Origin of the sequence: Hymenobacter caeli (assembly GCF_013294115.1) — a bacterium.
Taxonomy (GTDB): Bacteria; Bacteroidota; Bacteroidia; order Cytophagales; family Hymenobacteraceae; genus Hymenobacter; species Hymenobacter caeli.
In genome coordinates this window covers 36,964-55,244 of the sequence record NZ_JABSNP010000007.1, presented here as the reverse complement: position 1 = coordinate 55,244, position 18,281 = coordinate 36,964, and the positions used below count along the sequence as shown (strand labels likewise).

The following is an 18,281-nucleotide window of genomic DNA, read 5'->3' as shown; positions in this document are numbered from 1 at the left end:
CTCGCTTCGTTCGGGCGATGGCCGGGCAGCGATGCGAACTGCAAAGTTCGCGCTACCAGCCACTGCCCCCGAAACCGCTCTAATATCCTGACCTACAGCGCTTTGGCGAAAATGTAGGCGTTCAGCAGCATGTAGAACAAGGCCGGCAAAGACACCAGGAAGCTGTCCTTCATCTTCAGCCGCACGGCCACCCCCAGGAACATCAGCAGGGCCAGGCCGCCCGAAGCGAACAGCAGGACGGGGTTGCTCCGCAGGCCCACCAGCAGGCCCACGGCCCCGAGCAGCTCGAAAATAATGGCCACTATTCCCACCCGGCCCAGCCCGAAGCGCCGGAACTCGTTTTTCATGTTGGGCGAGACGAAATAGGCCACCCCGTACCCCAGAAAAGACAAGCTGGAAATCAGGATGAGGGCGGTGAGCAGGTGCATCAGGCGGCAGAAATGTGCAGGGCGGCGTAGGCAATGAACAAGCTCAGCACCAGCAGGATAAAAGAAGGGGCGCGTTTGACGAGCGGGTTGTTTACCTTTTGATGAAAGTACTGCGCGGCCAGCATCAGCGCGGCCATGAGCAGGGCGGGCACCAGCACCAGGGCCGGGTACCAGAGGCCCGCAATCAGCAGGGTGGCCAGGGCTATTTTGGTGGCCCCCACCAGCGTGCGGGTTTGGTCGCTCAGGCCGTACTGCTTGAATTCCAGCACGATGTTATCGAAGCGGAACACCCACACGTAGATGACCGACAGGGCGACGACGAGTTGGGCGATGTGGGCGGCGGTAATCATACTGGTTTTCGTTTAGTGCCCCGGCGGCCGGTTCCTTTGCCGCGTTGGCTCGGGTTGCTGCCGGCCATACCGCCCCATTTTCCGAGCCCGGCGCAGTGCATAGGTTTGGTAGCAAAGCCCTTCGGCCGCCCGAATGTTTAGGTACGGTTTGGTAGAACGGAGTGGTACTTCGTTTGGACAGCAGCGCAAAAATGGAGTGCCACCCCGTGCTATAGTCCCAGGGGCTCCGACCCAAAACCGCCTATGCAAACTCCCACCACGGCTCCTGCCGCACGGGGTCGCCCACGGCGTAGGGCTCGCCGATGCGGGGCACCGTGACGGGCACGCCCAGGGCCGCGGCGGCGGGCAACAGGAGCCGCACCGGCTCGTTCCAGGGGTGGTAGGCGAGCCCGAACTTGGCCCAGTGCACCGGCCACAGCACGGCCGCCCGCAGGTCGTGGGCGGCCTGGGCCGTTTCCGCGGGCAGGGTGTGGATGGCGTGCCACAGCTGGTCGTACTGCCCGTTTTCGAGCAGCGCCAGGTCGAAGGGGCCGTACCGGGCCCCGATTTCCTGAAAATGGGGGCCGTAGCCGCTGTCGCCGCCCAAGTACAGGCGATAGGGCCCCAGCTGAAGCACAAAAGCGGCCCACAAGGTGTTCTGGGGCGCAAACGCCCGGCCCGACATGTGCTGGGCCGGCACGGCCGTGAGCTGCACGCCGGGCAGGGGCGCGGCGGTTTCGTGCCAGTTCAGCTCGGTAATTTGGGCCGCGTCGTAGCCCCAGGAGCGCAGGTGGGCCCCCACGCCCAGGCCCGTCACCACGCGCGGCACCCGCGGGCGCAGCGCGGCCACGGTGGCGTAGTCGAGGTGGTCGTAGTGGTCGTGGGTGAGCACGAGCACGTCGAGGGGCGGCAGGTCGGCCACGCCGTAGCCGTTGCTGCCCGCAAACGCTTTTACCGAGCCCGGCACCGGCGAGGCACTGCCGCTGAACACGGGGTCGACCAGGATATTAAGCTGCTGGTATTTAATCAGGTACGACGAGTGGCCAAACCAAATGATGGTGGGCTTTGCGAAGGGGCCCGGGGCCCGCAAATCGGTGGTTACCGACGGCACCGGGCGGCTGGGGCGGCTGGTTTTGGGCTTGCTCAGGAAGCCGCCGAGCAGCTTGCCCAGCGGGATGTCGCCGGGGCTGAATGTGACGCCGCCCAGGTTCTGGAACTTGCCGTTTTTAAAGTTGGGCAGCGTGATAAATTGCTGCACCTGCGCCGCCGCCGGGGCCTTGCCTAGTATTTTCATTCGCAAAAAACCGGACGATGGCCGGCCTACCCCGCCGTAGACGGCGGCACCTTTGCAATGTTTTGTTTTGCCGCCGGGGCCGGCAGCCCCACGCCCAGCCGCGGCCGTTAGGTGGCGCGGGGCGTTGGCCGCCCAAGCGCCCCGCGCGGCCCGTTTTGGTTCAGGCCCGTAAATTGTCCCGCTTGCTTTTTATGCTCATCCGCCACCTTCCCGACTTTTACTTGCAACACGCCGAGGCCCTGGGGCTGTTGCGGGTAGAATGGGTTTCGGGGCCCAACACCCAGCGCCTACGTGCCAGCGCCGGGCAGCTGCTGGACCTGGCGCACCGTCTGGGGCTGCGCCGCCTGCTGATTGACATGAACACCGTGCCCGACCTTCCGGTGGCCGACCAGCTGTGGCTGGGGGCCCACTGGATGCCCGGCCTCGTGCAGCTGCCCCTCCAGCACCTGGTGCTGGTAATTGACCAGAGCCGCGTCCACAACCAGCTCGCCATCGACGCGCTTCACGACCTGGTGCAGCCGGCCATCCGGTTCGACGCGCACTACTTCTCCGACCCGGAATCGGCCATGCGCTGGCTCACCGACGGCACCGACGACTTCCCCGCCCTGATGGCCGAGTGGCGCGCCCGGCACCCGCCCGGCAGCGCCTAAAGCCGCTGACAAGCAAGTACCTGGCCTACCCTCATGCCACCGCCAGCACCCGCACGGTTTGGCCATTGAACAAGGCCTCCTCCCCGGCCCGCTTGCCCTTCAGGGCCCCCGCCACCGGCGCGGCCCCCGACACGGCGAAGTACTCTTGCCCGTCCACCACCAGCCGGCCCGCGCTGATGGCCAGGTAGAACCAGCCCAGCGAAGTCTGCACCAGGGCCCCCGGCCGCACCGCGTCGCAGGGCGCGTCGGGGCTGATGCGGGCCAGCTCGGCGGCCAGCTGCCGGGCCTGGTGCAGCTGGGCGGCGTGGCGGTCGCGCTCCTGGGTGGCCATCTCGCGGCCGGTTTCGTACTTGTCGCCCGCGCTGCTCTTGGTGTCGGAGTTGGCCGATTCCTGGGCCGCCTGCATAGCCTGGGCGGCCGCAGCCATGCGCTGCTCAATAAAGGCCTGGCAGGCGGCGTGGAGGACGGGCTTGGTCATTGCGGGTATGGACTAAAGCTGAATGGGGCAACGCACGGCCCGGTCCTCAAGCGAGTGAAGCAAAATTAGTGGGTTTGGCTAGTCTCGTCGAGCAAACGTTGCTCTTTGCCCGTGAGTGGACGCAGCTTCCAGTGCGTAATACTGAGGTAGTGTTTGTGCACCAACAATAGCCGAAATATATCGGCGGGTGTGGTGGGCACATAATCAGCGGGGTTACGGCCCGCGCTCGGCTTATACCTGTCGTCGAAGCGGCAGCCCGTAAAGGGATTAGCCTGAGACAAGTCAGCTTCATGCTGCCTGAAATACGCAGCAAAACCTATATCTTCTTCACGCGGATAAGATGTCATGGTTGTCCCGTCCGGCATTCGGAGTGGACTTGTTACAATTGTATTATCAGGCAATTGAAGTAATTCGTATCGACCCGGCCGAAAAGGAATGGAGTCGTAGAGAGAATTCACCCAACCACTACTAGGCCGTATATACACCACCATCGTTTCTTTGCCGCGCTTGCACACAATGGGATGTGGGTAGCGACTTAGGCCTTCATTATGATTACCCTCAGCTAAGTAAATTGCCCCAAAACGGAGTTGTTTGCTTAATTGGCAATCGCCCCTGGTGCATTCGGCAAGAGGGCCAACCGGTGCAAAGACACTGCTTCCCACAAGGAAACGCACTGCAAAGAAGGAGGGCACCTCGTAGGGGTCAAACCTGAGAACCTGTTGAGGACAGTCACGGCACAAACTAGCTGGCGATGCCGAGCGAATAGGCGGCGCTTGGCTGATGCCACTGGATAGTAGCAGCCAGCAGCTAAAGAGGCTGAGAAACTTGAGCATGGGGCTAAATTCCAGATAGGTTCTCAGGATTCTGCAAGCTTAACAAACGCAAATCCTCTTGGTCTTTGGCGCGGCCGGTGCTCGCTTTGTTGCGGCGCAGGTCATGGATGCTGATAACTGCAACGGGTACTCCATCGAGCATGGAGGTTTGCCGATTCGGGTAGCATTCGGCGAAGGTGACACCATCAATGGCAGTCAATAAATCGATGCGGAAAGGCGTAACGCCAATTTGCACGATGATATTAGCCTCCATAAAATCAGCGGCAGTGTAACCTAAACTGGCCAATCCAAATTCTGCCACTACCCGCACCAACTTGGCCGCATTATCAGCCGTTTGCCTGACCCAAATGTCGATGTCGCCGGTGTTGCGTACCACTCCGTACCGAGCCACCGCAAATGCCCCAACGATGAGGTATTCAACCGCGTGAGCGTTTAATAATTCGACAAACTCTTTGAAGTCGGGGCTGAGCTGATTGGCCTTCATCGGTATTGGGCAGGTGAAATGCGAAGGTTTGCTGGCGAATGGCTTCAACGGCCGCCATGCGCTCCTCCGGGGTTTTAGTTAGCCAAAAAAGCACGTCTTCCGCATCCTGGTCGGCGTGCAAAGTGGTTTTGCGGGTCACGGTTTTGTCGAGGCGGAGCATGGCTAAAGTTACGGATTTTCGACCAGCCCCTCCGCCAGGGCCCGGTCGTTGCTCAGGCGCGGCACTTTGTTCTGGCCGCCGAGCTTGCCCAGGCGCTTCATGTGGCGCTGAAACGCGCCGGCGGGCAGCGGCGTGAGCAGCAGCGGCACCAAGATGTTGCCCCGGCGCAGGTCGTCGTAGTAGGTGTTGCGGCGGCGCAGGGCCCCGTCGAGGGCCCCGGCGAAGGCGGCGGCATCGGCCGGGGGGCGGGCAAATTCTACCAGCCACTCGTGGCGCGAGGGCTGCCCGGGGTCGGCGCTCACGCGCGGGGCCACGGTCAGCTCCACCACCTCCACCGCCGGGAACTGGGTCATTGCCTCGCGCAGGGCTCCCTCCACTTCCTCGCCGATGACGTGCTCGCCGAAGGCCGACAGGAAGTGCTTGAGGCGGCCCGTGACCACCACCCGGGGCGGGGCCAGGCCCACGAAGCGCACCGTATCGCCGAGCGAGTAGCCCCACAGGCCGGCGTTGGAGGTGAGCACGACGGCGTACTGGCGGTCCAGCTCCACGTCGGCGATGGTGAGGCGGGGCGGGTTGGCCTCAAAAAACCGCTCGGCGGGCACGAACTCGAAGAAAATGCCGCTGTTCAGCAGCAGCAGCAGGCCGGGGTTGCCAGGCTCGTCCTGAAAGGCCAGGAAGCCTTCGGAGGCCGGAAACAGCTCGATGCTGTCGATGGGCCGGCCGATGCTTTCGAAGAGCTTGGCGCGGTAGGGCGCGAAGTTGACGCCGCCATAGACGAACAGGTTGAGGTTCGGAAAAATGTCCTTGATGGGCCGGCCGGTGAGCTGCAAGAGCTTGTCGAAGTACATCTGCACCCAGGGCGGGATGCCCGAAATCAGGGTCAGGTCTTCGGGCAGCGTCTCCTCCACGATGCGGTCGAGTTTGGCTTCCCAGTCCTCGATGATGTTCGCCGCGTAGCTCGGCAGCTGGTTGCGGCGCAGGTAAGCGGGCACGTGGTGGTTGGCTATGCCCGAGAGGCGGCCGGTGGCCAGGCCGTGGTGCTGCTCCAGCACCGGCGAGCCGCTGAGGAACATGAGCTTGCCGTCCAGAAACCGGCTGCGGCCGGTGGCGTGCACGTAGTGCAGCAGCGCGTCGCGGGCCCCGTTGATGTGGTTGCCGATGCTGGCCCGGGTGATGGGGATGTACTTGGTGCCGCTGGTGGTGCCGCTGGTTTTGGCCAAGTACAGCGGCCGGCCGGGCCAGAGCACGTCGGCCTCGCCGGCCTGGGTGCGGTCGAAGTACGGCTTCAGGCCCTCGTAGTCGCGCACGGGCACCAGGCGGGCCAGGTCGGCGGGGGTGCGCAGGGCCCCCAGGTCGTGGGCCCGGCCGAAGGCCGTGGGGGCCCCGGTGGCCGCCAGCCGCCGCAGCAGCCGCAGCTGCGCGGCCACGGGCTCGCGCTGCCACTGCCGGTCGCGGTGCACCACGTAGGCCGCCAGGGGCCGACTCAGCGCTGATTTGATTCCCATGGCCCAAAGGAAGCGCCGCCGCGCGGCTTCGCGGCCCAGCGGGCACAACCTAAAGCCGGGCCCGCCGTTTCTCCCCCACAACTTCACCCACTCAAAACACCATCATGGCAGATCATGCAGGCAAGGCCGTTTGGAACGGCGACATTAAGGGCAGCGGCACCCTCACCACCGATAGCGGCCAGCTCAACGCGCCGTACTCGGCCGGTAGCCGCTTCGAGGGCCAGCCGGGCACCAACCCCGAGGAACTGATTGGCGCCGCCCACGCCGGTTGCTACACCATGTACCTCACCAGCGTGCTCACCAAGCACGGCCACACCATCGAAAACATCACCACGACCAGCACCGTGACGATGAACCCCAACAACGGCCACCCGGTCATCGAACACATCCACGTGCACACCGTGGGCAAGGTAACGGGCGCGGGCATCACGCCCGACGACTTCCAGAAGCACGCCGAGGACGCCAAAACCAACTGCCCGGTGTCGAAAGTGCTCAGCGCCGTGCCCAAAATGACGCTGGAAGCCAAGCTGGCGTAGGTTTAGTTGTCAGTTGATAGTTGTCGGTTGTCAGGTGCTTGCGTCATCGTTCCGATAAGGACCTGAGCGCCTGACAACCGACAACTAATAACTGACAGCTATTTTTGTCGCCATGCCCACTGGTTCTACCCGCATCCGCCTCCGCCCCGCCAACACTTCGCGCATCCCGTTCTGGGGGCAGCTGGCCATCGGCCTGTTCTGGCTGGTGTACGTGGCGGGCATGGCCTGGGGCGACACCATGGCCAACGACCACCACTTCCTGCACTGGGTGTTCATGGCCTTCAGCTTGGTGTACATCGGCTACGTGCTGGTGAACAACGCCCCGGTGTTCGGCACCCAAAGCTACTTGGAGTTTACACCCGGCTACATGGTGCACAAAAACGGCCTGTTCCGGCCCAAGCAGGTCTTCGCCGTCGAGAACATTGCCAGCTTGGAGCTGCTGGCCTCCGTGATGCGCGTACGTTTGAAAGACAACGAGTTGTACGCCCTCGATTTGAAGGAAGTGAAGGGCAAGCGCCGCAAAATGGTATTCCGCGAGCAGATACGTCGTTTCGCCGTCCGCTACGGCATCGCCCTGGTCGAACCCAACCCGCCGCGCGTTTAACGCCCTACTCAAACAAGGGCCCCAGCGGCAGCTCAATGCCCGTGGCCGGGTCAGTCAAGGTCTGGGGGCCGTGGAAAAATTTATACTCGCCGGGGGCGGAATACACCAAGATGCCCGCTACTTCGGGCAGTACCACCCAGCACGATTTCACGCCGGCCCGCAAATATTGATTGGCCCTGCTAATCAGGTTGCGCAATTCTTGGGTAACCGTAATAATTTCAATCGCAGTAAGCGGCAACTGCTCCACTACTAGCTGGTCGTGCGCCATATCAACGACCATTGGGAAGAAAATCCCGATGTCTGGCACCAGCACCCGCCCGCCAACATTGAGGTCGATTTCCGACAAAAACCGGTACTGCGACCGGTAACGGGTACCCAATTCAAAAATCAGATTAGACTGCACCGCCCCGTGGTTTTCGCTGGGCCCGGGCTTGCCGCGCTCCGACTCGTATTCGGAAAGAGCAGCAGCGGAGCGTTCCATAACAAAAGCGGGGTTCTCCCAAAGATAATCCGCCCCGCCGAAAAGCCCGGTACCCTATTTGGCGAATTTCTTCCGCAAATCGTCTACTTGGGCGCGGAATTTTTTGTCCAGGTCCACCAGGTCCGACACGGTTTGCACCGAGTGCATCACGGTGGTATGGTCGCGCCCGCCGAAGTGGAAGCCGATGGTTTTCAGGGTGTGGGCGGTGTGGTGCTTGGCGAAGTACATGGCCACCTGCCGGGCCGTCACCACTTCTTTCTTGCGGGTTTTGTCCTTCAGCAGCTCCACCGACACGCCGAAGTAGGCAGCCACCGTTTTCTGGATGAAGTCGAGGTTCACCTCCGCCTCCACTTCCTCGATGATGTGGCGCAGCGCCTGCTTCACCATTTCCAAATCAATGTCGCGGCGGCTCAGGCTGCTCTGGGCCACCAGCGAGGCGATGACGCCCTCCAGCTCGCGCACGTTGGTGTGCACCGAGTTGGCCAGGTAATCGACCACGTGCGGGGCCGGGATGTCAATCCCGTCCTGCTCCATCTTGTTGCGGATGATGGCCACCCGCGTTTCAAAGTCGGGCGTCTGCACGTCGGCCGTCAGGCCCCACTTGAAGCGCGAGAGCAGCCGGTCTTCCAGGCCCTGCAAGTCCTTGGGCGGCCGGTCCGATGTCAGCACAATCTGCTTGGCCGACTGCTGCAAGTGGTTGAAGATGTGGAAGAACATCTCCTGGGTCTTGTCCTTGTCGGCCAGGAACTGCACGTCGTCCAGAATCAGCACATCCACCTGGAGGTAGAAGTTGGCGAAGTCCTGCACCTTGTGCGACTTCACGCTTTCGATGAACTGGTTGGTGAACTTCTCGGCCGACACGTACAACACGAACCGCTCGGGCCCCGAGGCCTTGATGTGGTTGCCGATGGCCTGCACCAGGTGGGTTTTGCCCAGCCCCACGCCGCCGTACACCATCAGCGGGTTGAAGCTGGTGGTGCCGGGCTTGTTGGCCACGGCGATGCCCGCCGAGCGGGCCAGGCGGTTGCAGTCGCCCTCGATGTAGTTGTCGAACGTGTAGGAGCCGTTGAGCTGCGAGGGCACCAGGTTGCCGTCCACGGCGCGGGCCTGCTGGAAGGGGTTGCGCGGGGCCGCTTCGGCGATGGCGGCGGCGGCCCCCCCCACGGGGCGGTGGCTGCCGGCGGCCTGGTAGTAGCGCGGGCCGCTGGCGGGGCCGTTGCCGGGCACGGGGCGCGGCCGGGCCTCGGGCGGGGGCGCGTCCTGGGCGGGGGCGGCCTGCTTGCGGGCCGGGGGCAGGTGCAGGGTTTTGGGCTGGTCGAGGGGCGTGCCCTGGTCCACCACTACGCTGTATTCGAGGCGCCCGGCGGGGCCCAGCTCCTGGAACAGGGCCCGGCGCAGCTCGTCCACGTAGTGCTCTTCCAGCCAGTCGTAGAAGTAGTTGCTCGGCACCTGGATGGTGAGCACGTTGTCCTTCAACTCAATCGGCACGATGGGCCGGAACCAGGTTTTAAAGCTTTGCTCGCCGATTTCGGCCGCAATCGTGCGCAGACAGCCTGCCCAAACGGTGCGAAAATCTTTGAGCATGGGACAAGTCCGCCAGCGAACCGGGCAGAGTCAAGCGAGGGTAGAAAGACAACCAAACCCGGCCCGAACGTGGACGCGTTTCAGCCGGGGGGGAACAAAATTGTGGAAAACTTAGCAGGAAAAAAAGTCGGATGTTCCTTGCTTATGTCGGGCTTTTAGCAGGCCCCGCCCACGGGCACTACGGCGGCACTCGCCAGCCCGCCTCGCTTCGCGCCGGGCGCAAAATCGTAGTCGAGCCGCCCCAGGTTGATGCCCGACCAGCCCACTTGGTTGATGAGCGTGGCGTGGCCGTCGGGGCTCTTGATGGGCTCGGGCGCGTCCATGAACGTATGGGTGTGGCCGCCCAGAATCAGGTCGATGCCCGCGACTTGGGCCGCCAGCTTGCGGTCGTCAATTTTTTCGTTGTCGTACTTATAGCCCAGGTGCGAGAGGCATATCACCATGTCGCACTTCTCGGGGCCTCGTAGCTGGGTCACCATTTCCTTGGCCTTGGCCACGGGGTCGAGGTACAAGGTCTGGCCAAAGTTGCGGTCGCTCACCAGGCCGGCCAGTTCCAGGCCCAGGCCGAACACGCCCACGCGCACGCCCTGCTTCACGAACACTTTGTAAGGCTGGAACTTACCGGCCAGCGGCGTCTGCGTGAAGTCGTAATTGGCGACGAGAAAGGGGAAACCGGCGTTGGGCAGCTGCCGCGCCAGGCCGTCGAGGCCGTTGTCGAAGTCGTGGTTGCCGAGGGTGCTGGCGTCGTAGCCCATGCGCGTCATCAGCTTGTATTCCAGCTCGCCGCCGAAGAAGTTAAAATACGGCGTGCCCTGAAAAATATCGCCCGAGTCGAGCAACAGCACGTTGGGCTCCCGGGCCCGCACGTCGGCAATCAGGGCCGCCCGCCGGGCCATGCCGCCCAGGCCCGCCCACTGCCCGCCGTTGTCCGGGAAGGGCTCGATGCGCGAGTGCATGTCGTTGGTGTGCAAGATGGTGAGCCGAGCGGCGGCTTTTTTGCTGACGGCGGCCTCAGCCGAATTGGCCAAGCCCCCCAGCACGGTGAGGCCGGCGGTGCCGAGCAAGGAATTACGGAGGAAATCGCGGCGCTGCATGGAAAATTATTTAACCAATTATATAAATATATTCTTAATTCCTACTAACTCCAGCAGGCCGTTAAGCTACCGCACTTTCACCCGGCCCTCCACCTGAGCCGTGACGGGCCGGCCGGCCTTGGTGAGGTCGCGGATGTGGTCGGCGATGGCGGAGCGCAGCAGCACGCCGGTGTGGCGCGGGGCAATGTTCTTGAAGAACACCATGTTGTCGCCGCCCCCGGCCAAGTAATCGGAGATGGCAACGGCGTAGGGCCGGGCCCGGGCGGCGTCGAAGGGCTGGCCGCCGATGCGGATGTCCTGGGCCTTGCCGTCGGCCGTGGCGGTGTACACGGCCCCCGAAACGGCCATTTTCACGCGGGCGGCGTAGTCGAACAGCTGCTGCACCACGGCGGGCGGCGCGTCGAGCACCACCAGCTCGTTCTCGAACGGCATCAGCTCGAACACGCTGCCCAGCGTGACGGGCCCCGCGGGCAGGCCGGCGCGCAGGCCGCCGTTGCTCATCACGCTCAGCGGCACGGGCTCGTGCAGCAGCTCGGCGGCCCGCTGGCGCTGCAGGTCGGCCACAAAATTGGCCAGCGGCGACTCGCCGGGTTTCTTGTTCAGGGCTTCGGGAGCGGTGCCCAGCACGGCCTGCATTTCGGCCGCCACCTTGTCGTGGTAGGGCCGGATGAGGGCCGCTACGGCGGGGTCCTCGGCCTGGGTTTTGGCTACCGGCTGGCTCGTGGCGGGCGCAAAGTGGGCCGTGGGCTGGTACGGCCCGCGCTGGCAACCAGCGGCCGCGGCCAAGGCCAGCACAGCGGCCGTGAAACGAAAGGAACGCAGCATGAAAAAACGCGGGAGCAGTAAGGAGAACGAACGGGCCGGCGGGCCCTCTTCGCCGGGCGAAGGTAGGGCCCCGGCAATTCTGGCGGCCCCGCTGGCCGGGCCTTTCCCGGTAGGGGCGGTATCTTGCGGGCACCATCGGGCCGGGCGCGGCCGTGGTTTTCTGCCTCTTTCTTATGTCCGAGCTTCTCCCGGCGCAACCGGTTGCCTTCACCGAATTTCCGGCCCTGACGAGCGCCGAATGGCAGGCCCGCCTGGCCCGCGAGTTGAAAGGCCAGGACCCCGCCGCCCTGCGCTGGCCCCTGCCCGACGGCCTGGTGCTGGAGCCCTTTTACCACCGCGAGGCGCTGGACGCGCTGGGCGGCCCGCCCGCGCCCCTGCCCTTTCCCGCGCGCCCCTGGCTGAACGTGCCCGCCCTGCCCGTACCGGCCGGCTCCGACGGCCACTTTGAGGTGGAGCGGGCCCTGACGGCCCTGGCGCACGGGGCCGAGGGCGTGCACTTCGAGCTGGCCCACGCGGCCACGTTCGACGCGGACTACCTGGCCGGGCGGCTGCCGCTGGCCACCACGTTTATCGGCTACACCGTGGCCAGCGGGCCCGACGAGCTGCTGGCCCGGCTGGTGGCCGCCGCCCCGGGCACGGCGTTGCGCGGCTTCCTGCGCTTCGCGCCCCCGCTGGGCCCCGAAGGCGGCGAGCAGGTTGGCTACGGGGCCGCGCTGCGGCGCTGCGTAGCGCTGGCCCAGGCTTGGCCCGACTTTCGGGCCCTGGCCGTGAACGCGGCGTATTTTGGCAACGCCGGGGCCACCGACGCGCAGCAGCTGGCCTATGGCCTGAGCACCGCCGCCGCCCTGCTGGCCGAACTGCCCGACGCGGCCACGCCCCTGGCCGCCGTGGCCGGGGCCTTGCACTGGCACGTGGCCGTGGGGCCCAGCTACTTTCCCGAGCTGGCCAAGCTGCGGGCCCTGCGCCGCCTCTGGCCCACGCTGCTGCACGCCTACGGCCTGCCGCCCGCCGCCGCCCTGCGCGTGCACGCCGCCACCGCCACCTGGACGCAAACCACCCTCGACCCCCACACCAACCTGCTGCGGGCCACCACCGAAGCCATGAGCGCCGTGCTGGGCGGGGCCGATTCGCTGTCGGTGGGCACGTTCGACAGCCTATTTGCCGCGCCCAACGAATTCTCGGGCCGCCTGGCCCGCAACCTGTCCCTCATTCTCAAGGAGGAGACCCACCTCGACGCCGTGCAGGACCCCGCCGCGGGCTCCTACTTCCTCGAAACCCTGACCGACGAGCTGGCCCGCGCGGCCTGGGCCCTGTTCCAGCACACCGAGGCGGCGGGTGGGCTGCCGGCGGCCCGCCCACAGGTGCTCGAAAACGTGCACACGGCCGCTACGGCCACCTTCCGGCGCATCGCGGCCGGCAAGCAGGTGGTGGTGGGCACCAACCGCTTCGAAAACCGCGCCGAGCGTTTTCCCTTCAACCCCAAGAAGCTGCTGCGCTCGGCCGCGTTCGACACCACCCGCGCGGCGTACCCGACGGAAGTGCTGCGCCTGGCCACGGCCCTGCACTTCGAGCGGCGCGAGCGCAAAACCCGCCAGGCGGCCCTGGTGCTGCTGGGCGTGGGCGTGAACCGCCACATCGAGGAGTCGTTCTGGCGCTTGCTGCCGGCCCTGGAGCGCCCCGAACTGGCCGCCAGCCACCCCGAGGGCACCTTGTCGTTCCTGTTTTCGTCGCCCGAAGAGGCCACCCTGATGTACGCCACGCCCGAGCAGTTTCAGCGCTTTGCCCGCTTCCTCTACCGCATCCCGGTCGAGCGGCAGCTATTCATGCCGCCCGTGCTGCTCTCCTCCGATTTGGCTACGTTGCAGGAAGCCGTGCGCGTGTTCGGCTTCCAAGAAATGCGGGTGCAGGGCTACACCACCGAAGAAGTATTGTCCCGCCTGCAAGGGCGGTAAAGGTTAGTTATGGGTTATGAGTCAGAAGTTGTGAGTTTTTTCAACCGTTTGCGCTTTGCCAGCTCCATGGTGCAAACGCGCTGCTTCGCTCGTATCTACTTCATTACTCAACTCATAACCCATAACTTATAACTCCTAACCCCCTTTTGATGAAACCCGACTTCGCCGCCATTGCCTACGACGCTGCCCCGCCCCAGCCCGCCCCGGGGGGCCCCGGCGCGCCGGCCCTGGCCACGCCCGAAGGCATTGCGCTGAAACCCCGCTACACCGCCGCCGACGTGGCCCACCTCGACCACCTGGGCTTCGGGGCCGGGCAGGCCCCCTACCTGCGGGGGCCCTACGCCAGCATGTACACCCAAAACCCGTGGACGGTGCGGCAGTACGCGGGCTTCTCGACGGCCGAGGCCAGCAACGCCTTCTACCGCCGCAACCTGGCCGGCGGCCAGAAAGGGCTGAGCGTGGCCTTTGACCTGGCCACCCACCGGGGCTACGACTCCGACCACCCGCGGGTGCAGGGCGACGTGGGCAAGGCCGGCGTGGCCATCGACTCGGTGGAGGACATGAAAATCCTCTTCGACCAGATTCCGCTGGAGCAGATGTCGGTGAGCATGACCATGAACGGGGCCGTGCTGCCGGTACTGGCCTTCTTCATCGTGGCGGCCGAGGAGCAGGGCGTGCCGCCCGAAAAGCTGACCGGCACCATTCAAAACGACATTCTGAAGGAGTTCATGGTGCGCAACACCTACATCTACCCGCCGGGGCCCAGCATGCGCATCATCGCCGACATTTTCAGCTACACAGCGGCGCGCATGCCCAAGTTCAACTCCATCAGCATCAGCGGCTACCACATGCAGGAAGCTGGGGCCACCGCCGACCTGGAGCTGGCCTACACCCTGGCCGACGGCTTGGAGTACGTGCGCGCCGGCCTGGCCGTGGGCCTGCCCATCGATGATTTTGCGCCGCGCCTGTCGTTTTTCTGGGCCATCGGCATGAACCACTTCATGGAAATCGCCAAGCTGCGGGCCGGCCGCCTGCTCTGGGCCAAGCTCATGCAGCAGTTTGGGCCCCAGAACCCCAAGAGCCTGGCCCTGCGTACCCACTGCCAAACCTCGGGCTACTCCCTCACCGAGCAGGACCCCTACAACAACGTGGCCCGCACCGCCATCGAGGCCTTGGCGGCCGTGCTCGGCGGCACCCAAAGCCTGCACACCAACGCCCTGGACGAGGCCATTGCCCTGCCCACCGACTTCTCGGCCCGCATTGCCCGCAACACGCAGCTGTACTTGCAGCACGAAACCGACGTGACGAAAGTGGTGGACCCCTGGGGCGGCTCGTACTACGTCGAAACCTTGACCCACGAGCTAGCCGATAAAGCCTGGGCCCTCATTCAGGAGGTGGAGGAGCTCGGTGGCATGGCCAAAGCCATCGAAACCGGCTTGCCCAAGCTGCGCATCGAGGAAGCCGCCGCCCGTAAGCAGGCTCGCATCGACGCGGGCAAGGAAGTGATTGTGGGCGTGAACAAGTACCAAACCGACGAAAAAACGGAGGTCGAAGTGCTAGACATCGACAACGACGCCGTGCGCGAAAGCCAGCTGGCCCGCCTCACCCACGTGCGGGCCACCCGCGACGCGGTGGCCGTGAAAGTAGCCCTGGCCGCCCTCACCGAGGCCGCCGGCCTGCGCCTAGAGGAGTTAAAAATTAAAAGTGAAGAGTTAAAATCTGATACTGACGCGTCAACTCCTAACTCTCAACTTTTAACTTTTAACTTATTATCCCTGGCCGTTACCGCCGCCCGGGCCCGGGCCACACTGGGCGAAATTTCGGACGCGCTGGAGGCCATGTACGGCCGCCACCAGGCCACCACGCGCACCGTGTCGGGCGTGTACTCGCAGGAAATGAGCCACAACGAAGATTTTGCCCGGGCCCGCGCCGCCGCCGATGCCTTCGCCGCCCACGAAGGCCGCCGCCCGCGCATGCTGGTGGCCAAAATGGGCCAGGACGGCCACGACCGGGGCGCAAAAATCATCGCCACCAGCTTCGCCGACGTGGGCTTCGACGTGGACCTGGCGCCCCTGTTCCAAACCCCCGGCGAAGTGGCCCGGCAGGCCGTGGACAACGACGTGCACGTGGTGGGCGTGAGCAGCCTCGCCGCCGGCCACAAAACCCTGCTACCCTTGCTCATCCGGGAGCTAAAAGAGCAAGGCCGGCCCGATATCCTGGTCATCACCGGCGGCGTCATCCCCGCCCAGGACTACCAGTTCCTCTTCGATGCCGGCGTGGCCGGCGTGTACGGCCCCGGAACGGTGATTGCCAAGGCCGCGATGGAAATTTTGGGCAAGCTGGAGGCACAATAGCCGGCACGCCCCCCTGGCCCGCCGCCCTTCGGCGGCATGCATTTTTGCCGCAGTGGTGCCTGCGGGCGGGGCGTCATGCTTGCTTGGCGCCGGTGCCGGCTCTTCTTCTGGCCTGGAGAGGAACGGTGCGCAAGGCGAATGTTCTAACCGGGACGAAATCTTTTCTCAGGTAGTACACCCGCGCCCGCACCCGCCGCAGCGGCTGCCGCTTCAAGTACGTCAGGCTGCGCCACGCCCACTCCAGCGGGCCGTAGCGGAAACGCTGCATCCACCACCGCGCCGCCACGGCCTGCCCCGCAAACAGCAGCGCGGCGGCCCCCAGCACCCACGCCAGTTGCGGGGCCGCTACCTCCACGTAGCGCTCGATGGCCCAGGCAAAAAACACCATGCACAGGGATTGCAGCACGTAAACGGACATCCCCATCTGGCCGATGGGCCCCAGCCAGGCCATTTTTTTCCGCAGCAATGGCCGCTGGTACAGTTGCACGATGCCGGCCACGTACAGAGCCGACAACGAAATGTTTTTCAATGCGAAGTAGGCACCATCGTAGGGGTGCGCTTGGCCCCCCCCCCCCAAGCCCAGCAGGTAGTACCCGAGCTTTAAGCCCACGAATAGCCCGGCCGCCGCGAACAACACCCGCTTGAAGAAAACCCGGTTTGCGGGCCCGTCTGAAAATACGTTTTTGCGCCCCAGGTACAGGCCCAACACAAACATGGCAGCGACAGTGAACAACCGATAAACCAGGATTTCATCCATCAGGAACCTGCCAGTTGGTTCGCCAGCCACGCGGATGAACAGGGCGGTGGCCGGGGCCACGCAGAAAGAAAAGCAGAGCCCCCCCATAAAGAGCGAGGCGCTGGTGAACAGTAGCCAAGCATTGCCCCACCGGCGAACCAGCACAAGCAGCAAGCCAACCACTGCGTAGAGGTGCAAAATATCTGACTCGAAAATGAGCCGGTGCAGCCCGCCGATGGCCCCCAGCAGGACCAGCCGCCAGATGTAACGCCCAACAAAGGGGTGGCCTTTGGCACTGGCGCTCCGCAACTGCAAGGAAAAACCTAGTCCAAAAAGCAGCGAGAAAATACTAAAAAATTTCCCCACCATGAGCATTTCTACCCCCAGCCCAACCGCCAGTTTCCCAGTACTGTGCGCATGCACATGGCCGGCAGTATTCTGAACGGCATAAGGCAACAGAAAGTGAACCAGCCAGATACCCAGCAAAGAAAACCCCCGCAACACATCCACCTCTTCAAGCCTTTTGGATAACGTGTTGCCAACGTGCTTTGTAGCACCTGATAAAGTAAGAAGCCTCACTATTTTATATAATTTAAACTAGGAAATAATTAATTAAATAGGTACAAGTTGCGAGAACTTACTATTCATATTTGAAACGTCTTAATCAGTACTTTGTTATGATAAAATTTACGCTTTCTATATGCATAATCAATGTTATTTTTTTAATTAATAATAACAAACGCCTATCCGATTAGACGGCCATATTTAGCTGGCGTACATGCAGGTTAGCACGATCGTTCTTTTAACTTAATTGAATGGTCCACGAGAATTTTGCTTCGCATAATTCAGCTTAGCATAGTTCCACTTATTTCGTGGGCCAACGTCCGCCGGCCGGTGGTGCCGCTGGGCCGCAGAATTTTCCTGACGGAGCCGCGTCGGCAGCTTTTTGCGCGGCCAGTTCCGCCGCCGCAACTGCCACTGCCCCGGTGGCGCACAGCCCCGCAGCGCATTCACTGCCCCAAGCCGCGGGGGCACGGGGCGGCCCAGGGGCTCGACAGCAGCCGGCGGGGGGAGTGGCGTCATTTTCAATTGGGGGGCCGGGCGGGGTTGCAACGGCCTCCGCGGGCACGGCCGTTTTTGCCCCGGGCTGCGTACAACAGGTGCGCCCGCTACCGTTCCACCGCTTCAAAAACAATGCGCAGGGTGCGGGCCACGCGCACGGGCCGGCCGGCCATTTTGCCGGGCGTCCACCACGGCATGAGGCGGACGAGGCGCAGGGCCTCCTCGTCGAAGCCGTGGCCGCAGCCCTTCACCACCTCCGCGTCGCAGATGCGCCCCTGCTCGTCCACCACGAACCCCACGTACACCGCCCCGGCCAGCACTTTTTCCAGGGCCTCGGCGGGGTAGTGCGCGTTTTCGCGCAGGTAGGCACGGTAGGCTTGGCTGCCACCGGTGAAGTCGGGCATTACGTCGGCAAAAGGCAGCGCCGCCGCCCGGGCCTGGCCCCCGGCCGACACGGTGCCGCCGGCCGTGGCCGTGGCCGCGTCCGAGCCGCTGCCGGTGGTGGCGTACATCGTCACGCTGAGGGGCCCCTCGGCCGGCGGCACCACGGTCTGGGCCCGGTAGCCGGCGCAGCTGAAGACGAGCACCGGGTCGGCCACGGCCAGCGGCACCAAAAAGCGCCCGTCCGAGTTCGTGCTCGACACGCTCGGCGAGCCCTGCACCACGATGATCACCCCCGGCAGCGGCGCCCCCGCCTCCGTCAGCACCTGCCCCGACAAGGCTGCCGCCGAACGGGCCCAGCGGCCGGCCACGGTTGCCGCGGGAGAAACTGCTCGTGGCGACAGGGGCAGCAGCGCGTGGCCCAACAGCAGTGTAGCGGCGTAAAGATTTAGTAGCATAACGGTTAGCATTTGGGTGGGCAGGATGGAAACCGGGCGGCACGCGGCGGATG

19 protein-coding genes are annotated in these 18,281 nt (G+C 64.2%); 5 read left to right on the top strand and 14 right to left on the bottom strand.

The genetic code is table 11. The features are described 5' to 3' along the window. Positions 1-92: 92 nt before the first annotated feature. The 3 genes from HNP98_RS09125 to HNP98_RS09115 all read right to left on the bottom strand — a co-directional run bounded on the left by HNP98_RS09125 (position 93) and on the right by HNP98_RS09115 (position 2,051). Positions 93-428: a DoxX family protein gene (locus HNP98_RS09125; protein WP_173809761.1), complete on the bottom strand. Its 336-nt coding sequence runs from the start codon at positions 426-428 to the stop codon at positions 93-95. Further along, positions 428-778 carry a DoxX family protein gene (locus tag HNP98_RS09120; RefSeq protein ID WP_173809760.1) on the bottom strand — a complete coding sequence of 117 codons (351 nt, stop codon included), beginning with the start codon at positions 776-778 and terminating at the stop codon, positions 428-430. Before HNP98_RS09120 ends, HNP98_RS09125 begins: the two co-directional genes overlap by 1 nt. 241 nt (positions 779-1,019) lie before the next feature. Next, entirely contained in the window at positions 1,020-2,051 is a 1,032-nt protein-coding gene (locus HNP98_RS09115) for an MBL fold metallo-hydrolase (protein ID WP_173809759.1), read from the bottom strand. 191 nt (positions 2,052-2,242) lie between these two features. Between HNP98_RS09115 and HNP98_RS09110 the strand changes: the two genes are divergently transcribed. After that, positions 2,243-2,701 (top strand): hypothetical protein, encoded by a 459-nt coding sequence (locus tag HNP98_RS09110; RefSeq protein ID WP_173809758.1) that lies wholly within the window; start codon positions 2,243-2,245, stop codon positions 2,699-2,701. Between the two features lie 31 nt (positions 2,702-2,732). Here the strand turns inward: HNP98_RS09110 and HNP98_RS09105 are convergent, their stop codons facing one another. The 5 genes from HNP98_RS09105 to HNP98_RS09085 form a co-directional block, all read right to left on the bottom strand. Then, positions 2,733-3,179: a 3-oxoacyl-ACP synthase gene (locus HNP98_RS09105; RefSeq protein WP_173809757.1), complete on the bottom strand. Its 447-nt coding sequence runs from the start codon at positions 3,177-3,179 to the stop codon at positions 2,733-2,735. 65 nt (positions 3,180-3,244) lie between these two features. Next, a complete protein-coding gene (locus HNP98_RS09100; protein WP_173809756.1) occupies positions 3,245-4,012 on the bottom strand; it encodes a hypothetical protein in 768 nt (255 codons plus the stop codon). 4 nt (positions 4,013-4,016) lie between these two features. Beyond that, the gene (locus HNP98_RS09095) at positions 4,017-4,496 is read right to left on the bottom strand and encodes a nucleotidyltransferase (protein WP_173809755.1); all 480 of its coding nucleotides are present in this window, start codon (positions 4,494-4,496) and stop codon (positions 4,017-4,019) included. Next, a complete protein-coding gene (locus tag HNP98_RS09090) occupies positions 4,429-4,656 on the bottom strand; it encodes a hypothetical protein (RefSeq protein WP_173809754.1) in 228 nt (75 codons plus the stop codon). Before HNP98_RS09090 ends, HNP98_RS09095 begins: the two co-directional genes overlap by 68 nt. Positions 4,657-4,664: 8 nt before the next feature. Further along, positions 4,665-6,161, bottom strand: a complete 1,497-nt coding sequence (locus tag HNP98_RS09085) for a GH3 family domain-containing protein (RefSeq protein ID WP_173809753.1) — start codon at positions 6,159-6,161, stop codon at positions 4,665-4,667. 104 nt (positions 6,162-6,265) lie between these two features. Between HNP98_RS09085 and HNP98_RS09080 the strand changes: the two genes are divergently transcribed. Both HNP98_RS09080 and HNP98_RS09075 read left to right on the top strand, forming a co-directional pair. Continuing rightward, positions 6,266-6,697, top strand: a complete 432-nt coding sequence (locus HNP98_RS09080) for an OsmC family peroxiredoxin (RefSeq protein ID WP_173809752.1) — start codon at positions 6,266-6,268, stop codon at positions 6,695-6,697. Positions 6,698-6,809: 112 nt separating this feature from the next. Continuing rightward, complete coding sequence (locus HNP98_RS09075; RefSeq protein WP_173809751.1) at positions 6,810-7,301, top strand: hypothetical protein; 492 nt, start codon at positions 6,810-6,812, stop codon at positions 7,299-7,301. Positions 7,302-7,305: 4 nt separating this feature from the next. Here the strand turns inward: HNP98_RS09075 and HNP98_RS09070 are convergent, their stop codons facing one another. From HNP98_RS09070 to HNP98_RS09055, 4 genes are all read right to left on the bottom strand, one after another. Further along, positions 7,306-7,782: a Uma2 family endonuclease gene (locus HNP98_RS09070; RefSeq protein ID WP_173809750.1), complete on the bottom strand. Its 477-nt coding sequence runs from the start codon at positions 7,780-7,782 to the stop codon at positions 7,306-7,308. 54 nt (positions 7,783-7,836) lie between these two features. Continuing rightward, the gene (gene dnaA, locus HNP98_RS09065; RefSeq protein WP_173809749.1) at positions 7,837-9,366 is read right to left on the bottom strand and encodes a chromosomal replication initiator protein DnaA; all 1,530 of its coding nucleotides are present in this window, start codon (positions 9,364-9,366) and stop codon (positions 7,837-7,839) included. Between the two features lie 155 nt (positions 9,367-9,521). Then, positions 9,522-10,460 (bottom strand): bifunctional metallophosphatase/5'-nucleotidase, encoded by a 939-nt coding sequence (locus tag HNP98_RS09060; protein WP_173809748.1) that lies wholly within the window; start codon positions 10,458-10,460, stop codon positions 9,522-9,524. Between the two features lie 66 nt (positions 10,461-10,526). After that, complete coding sequence (locus tag HNP98_RS09055) at positions 10,527-11,285, bottom strand: 5'-nucleotidase C-terminal domain-containing protein (RefSeq protein WP_173809747.1); 759 nt, start codon at positions 11,283-11,285, stop codon at positions 10,527-10,529. Positions 11,286-11,458: 173 nt separating this feature from the next. On the opposite strand from HNP98_RS09055, the gene HNP98_RS09050 reads away from it, so the two are divergent. Both HNP98_RS09050 and scpA read left to right on the top strand, forming a co-directional pair. Beyond that, the gene (locus HNP98_RS09050) at positions 11,459-13,237 is read left to right on the top strand and encodes a methylmalonyl-CoA mutase family protein (RefSeq protein WP_173809746.1); all 1,779 of its coding nucleotides are present in this window, start codon (positions 11,459-11,461) and stop codon (positions 13,235-13,237) included. A gap of 149 nt (positions 13,238-13,386) precedes the next feature. Continuing rightward, complete coding sequence (scpA, locus tag HNP98_RS09045) at positions 13,387-15,591, top strand: methylmalonyl-CoA mutase (RefSeq protein ID WP_173809745.1); 2,205 nt, start codon at positions 13,387-13,389, stop codon at positions 15,589-15,591. A gap of 73 nt (positions 15,592-15,664) precedes the next feature. Here the strand turns inward: scpA and HNP98_RS22325 are convergent, their stop codons facing one another. Together HNP98_RS22325 and HNP98_RS09035 are read right to left on the bottom strand one after the other, a co-directional pair. Further along, complete coding sequence (locus HNP98_RS22325; protein WP_173809744.1) at positions 15,665-16,906, bottom strand: DUF418 domain-containing protein; 1,242 nt, start codon at positions 16,904-16,906, stop codon at positions 15,665-15,667. 590 nt (positions 16,907-17,496) lie between these two features. Continuing rightward, entirely contained in the window at positions 17,497-18,228 is a 732-nt protein-coding gene (locus tag HNP98_RS09035; RefSeq protein ID WP_173809743.1) for a TonB family protein, read from the bottom strand. Positions 18,229-18,281 lie beyond the last annotated feature (53 nt).

Coding starts and splice junctions, on each gene's coding strand:
- HNP98_RS09125 (WP_173809761.1), bottom strand. CDS start 428: ATGCACCTGCTCACCGCCCTCATCCTGATTTCCAGCTTGTCTTTTCTG.
- HNP98_RS09120 (WP_173809760.1), bottom strand. CDS start 778: ATGATTACCGCCGCCCACATCGCCCAACTCGTCGTCGCCCTGTCGGTC.
- HNP98_RS09115 (WP_173809759.1), bottom strand. CDS start 2,051: ATGAAAATACTAGGCAAGGCCCCGGCGGCGGCGCAGGTGCAGCAATTT.
- HNP98_RS09110 (WP_173809758.1), top strand. CDS start 2,243: ATGCTCATCCGCCACCTTCCCGACTTTTACTTGCAACACGCCGAGGCC.
- HNP98_RS09105 (WP_173809757.1), bottom strand. CDS start 3,179: ATGACCAAGCCCGTCCTCCACGCCGCCTGCCAGGCCTTTATTGAGCAG.
- HNP98_RS09100 (WP_173809756.1), bottom strand. CDS start 4,012: ATGCTCAAGTTTCTCAGCCTCTTTAGCTGCTGGCTGCTACTATCCAGT.
- HNP98_RS09095 (WP_173809755.1), bottom strand. CDS start 4,496: ATGAAGGCCAATCAGCTCAGCCCCGACTTCAAAGAGTTTGTCGAATTA.
- HNP98_RS09090 (WP_173809754.1), bottom strand. CDS start 4,656: ATGCTCCGCCTCGACAAAACCGTGACCCGCAAAACCACTTTGCACGCC.
- HNP98_RS09085 (WP_173809753.1), bottom strand. CDS start 6,161: ATGGGAATCAAATCAGCGCTGAGTCGGCCCCTGGCGGCCTACGTGGTG.
- HNP98_RS09080 (WP_173809752.1), top strand. CDS start 6,266: ATGGCAGATCATGCAGGCAAGGCCGTTTGGAACGGCGACATTAAGGGC.
- HNP98_RS09075 (WP_173809751.1), top strand. CDS start 6,810: ATGCCCACTGGTTCTACCCGCATCCGCCTCCGCCCCGCCAACACTTCG.
- HNP98_RS09070 (WP_173809750.1), bottom strand. CDS start 7,782: ATGGAACGCTCCGCTGCTGCTCTTTCCGAATACGAGTCGGAGCGCGGC.
- dnaA (WP_173809749.1), bottom strand. CDS start 9,366: ATGCTCAAAGATTTTCGCACCGTTTGGGCAGGCTGTCTGCGCACGATT.
- HNP98_RS09060 (WP_173809748.1), bottom strand. CDS start 10,460: ATGCAGCGCCGCGATTTCCTCCGTAATTCCTTGCTCGGCACCGCCGGC.
- HNP98_RS09055 (WP_173809747.1), bottom strand. CDS start 11,285: ATGCTGCGTTCCTTTCGTTTCACGGCCGCTGTGCTGGCCTTGGCCGCG.
- HNP98_RS09050 (WP_173809746.1), top strand. CDS start 11,459: ATGTCCGAGCTTCTCCCGGCGCAACCGGTTGCCTTCACCGAATTTCCG.
- scpA (WP_173809745.1), top strand. CDS start 13,387: ATGAAACCCGACTTCGCCGCCATTGCCTACGACGCTGCCCCGCCCCAG.
- HNP98_RS09035 (WP_173809743.1), bottom strand. CDS start 18,228: ATGCTACTAAATCTTTACGCCGCTACACTGCTGTTGGGCCACGCGCTG.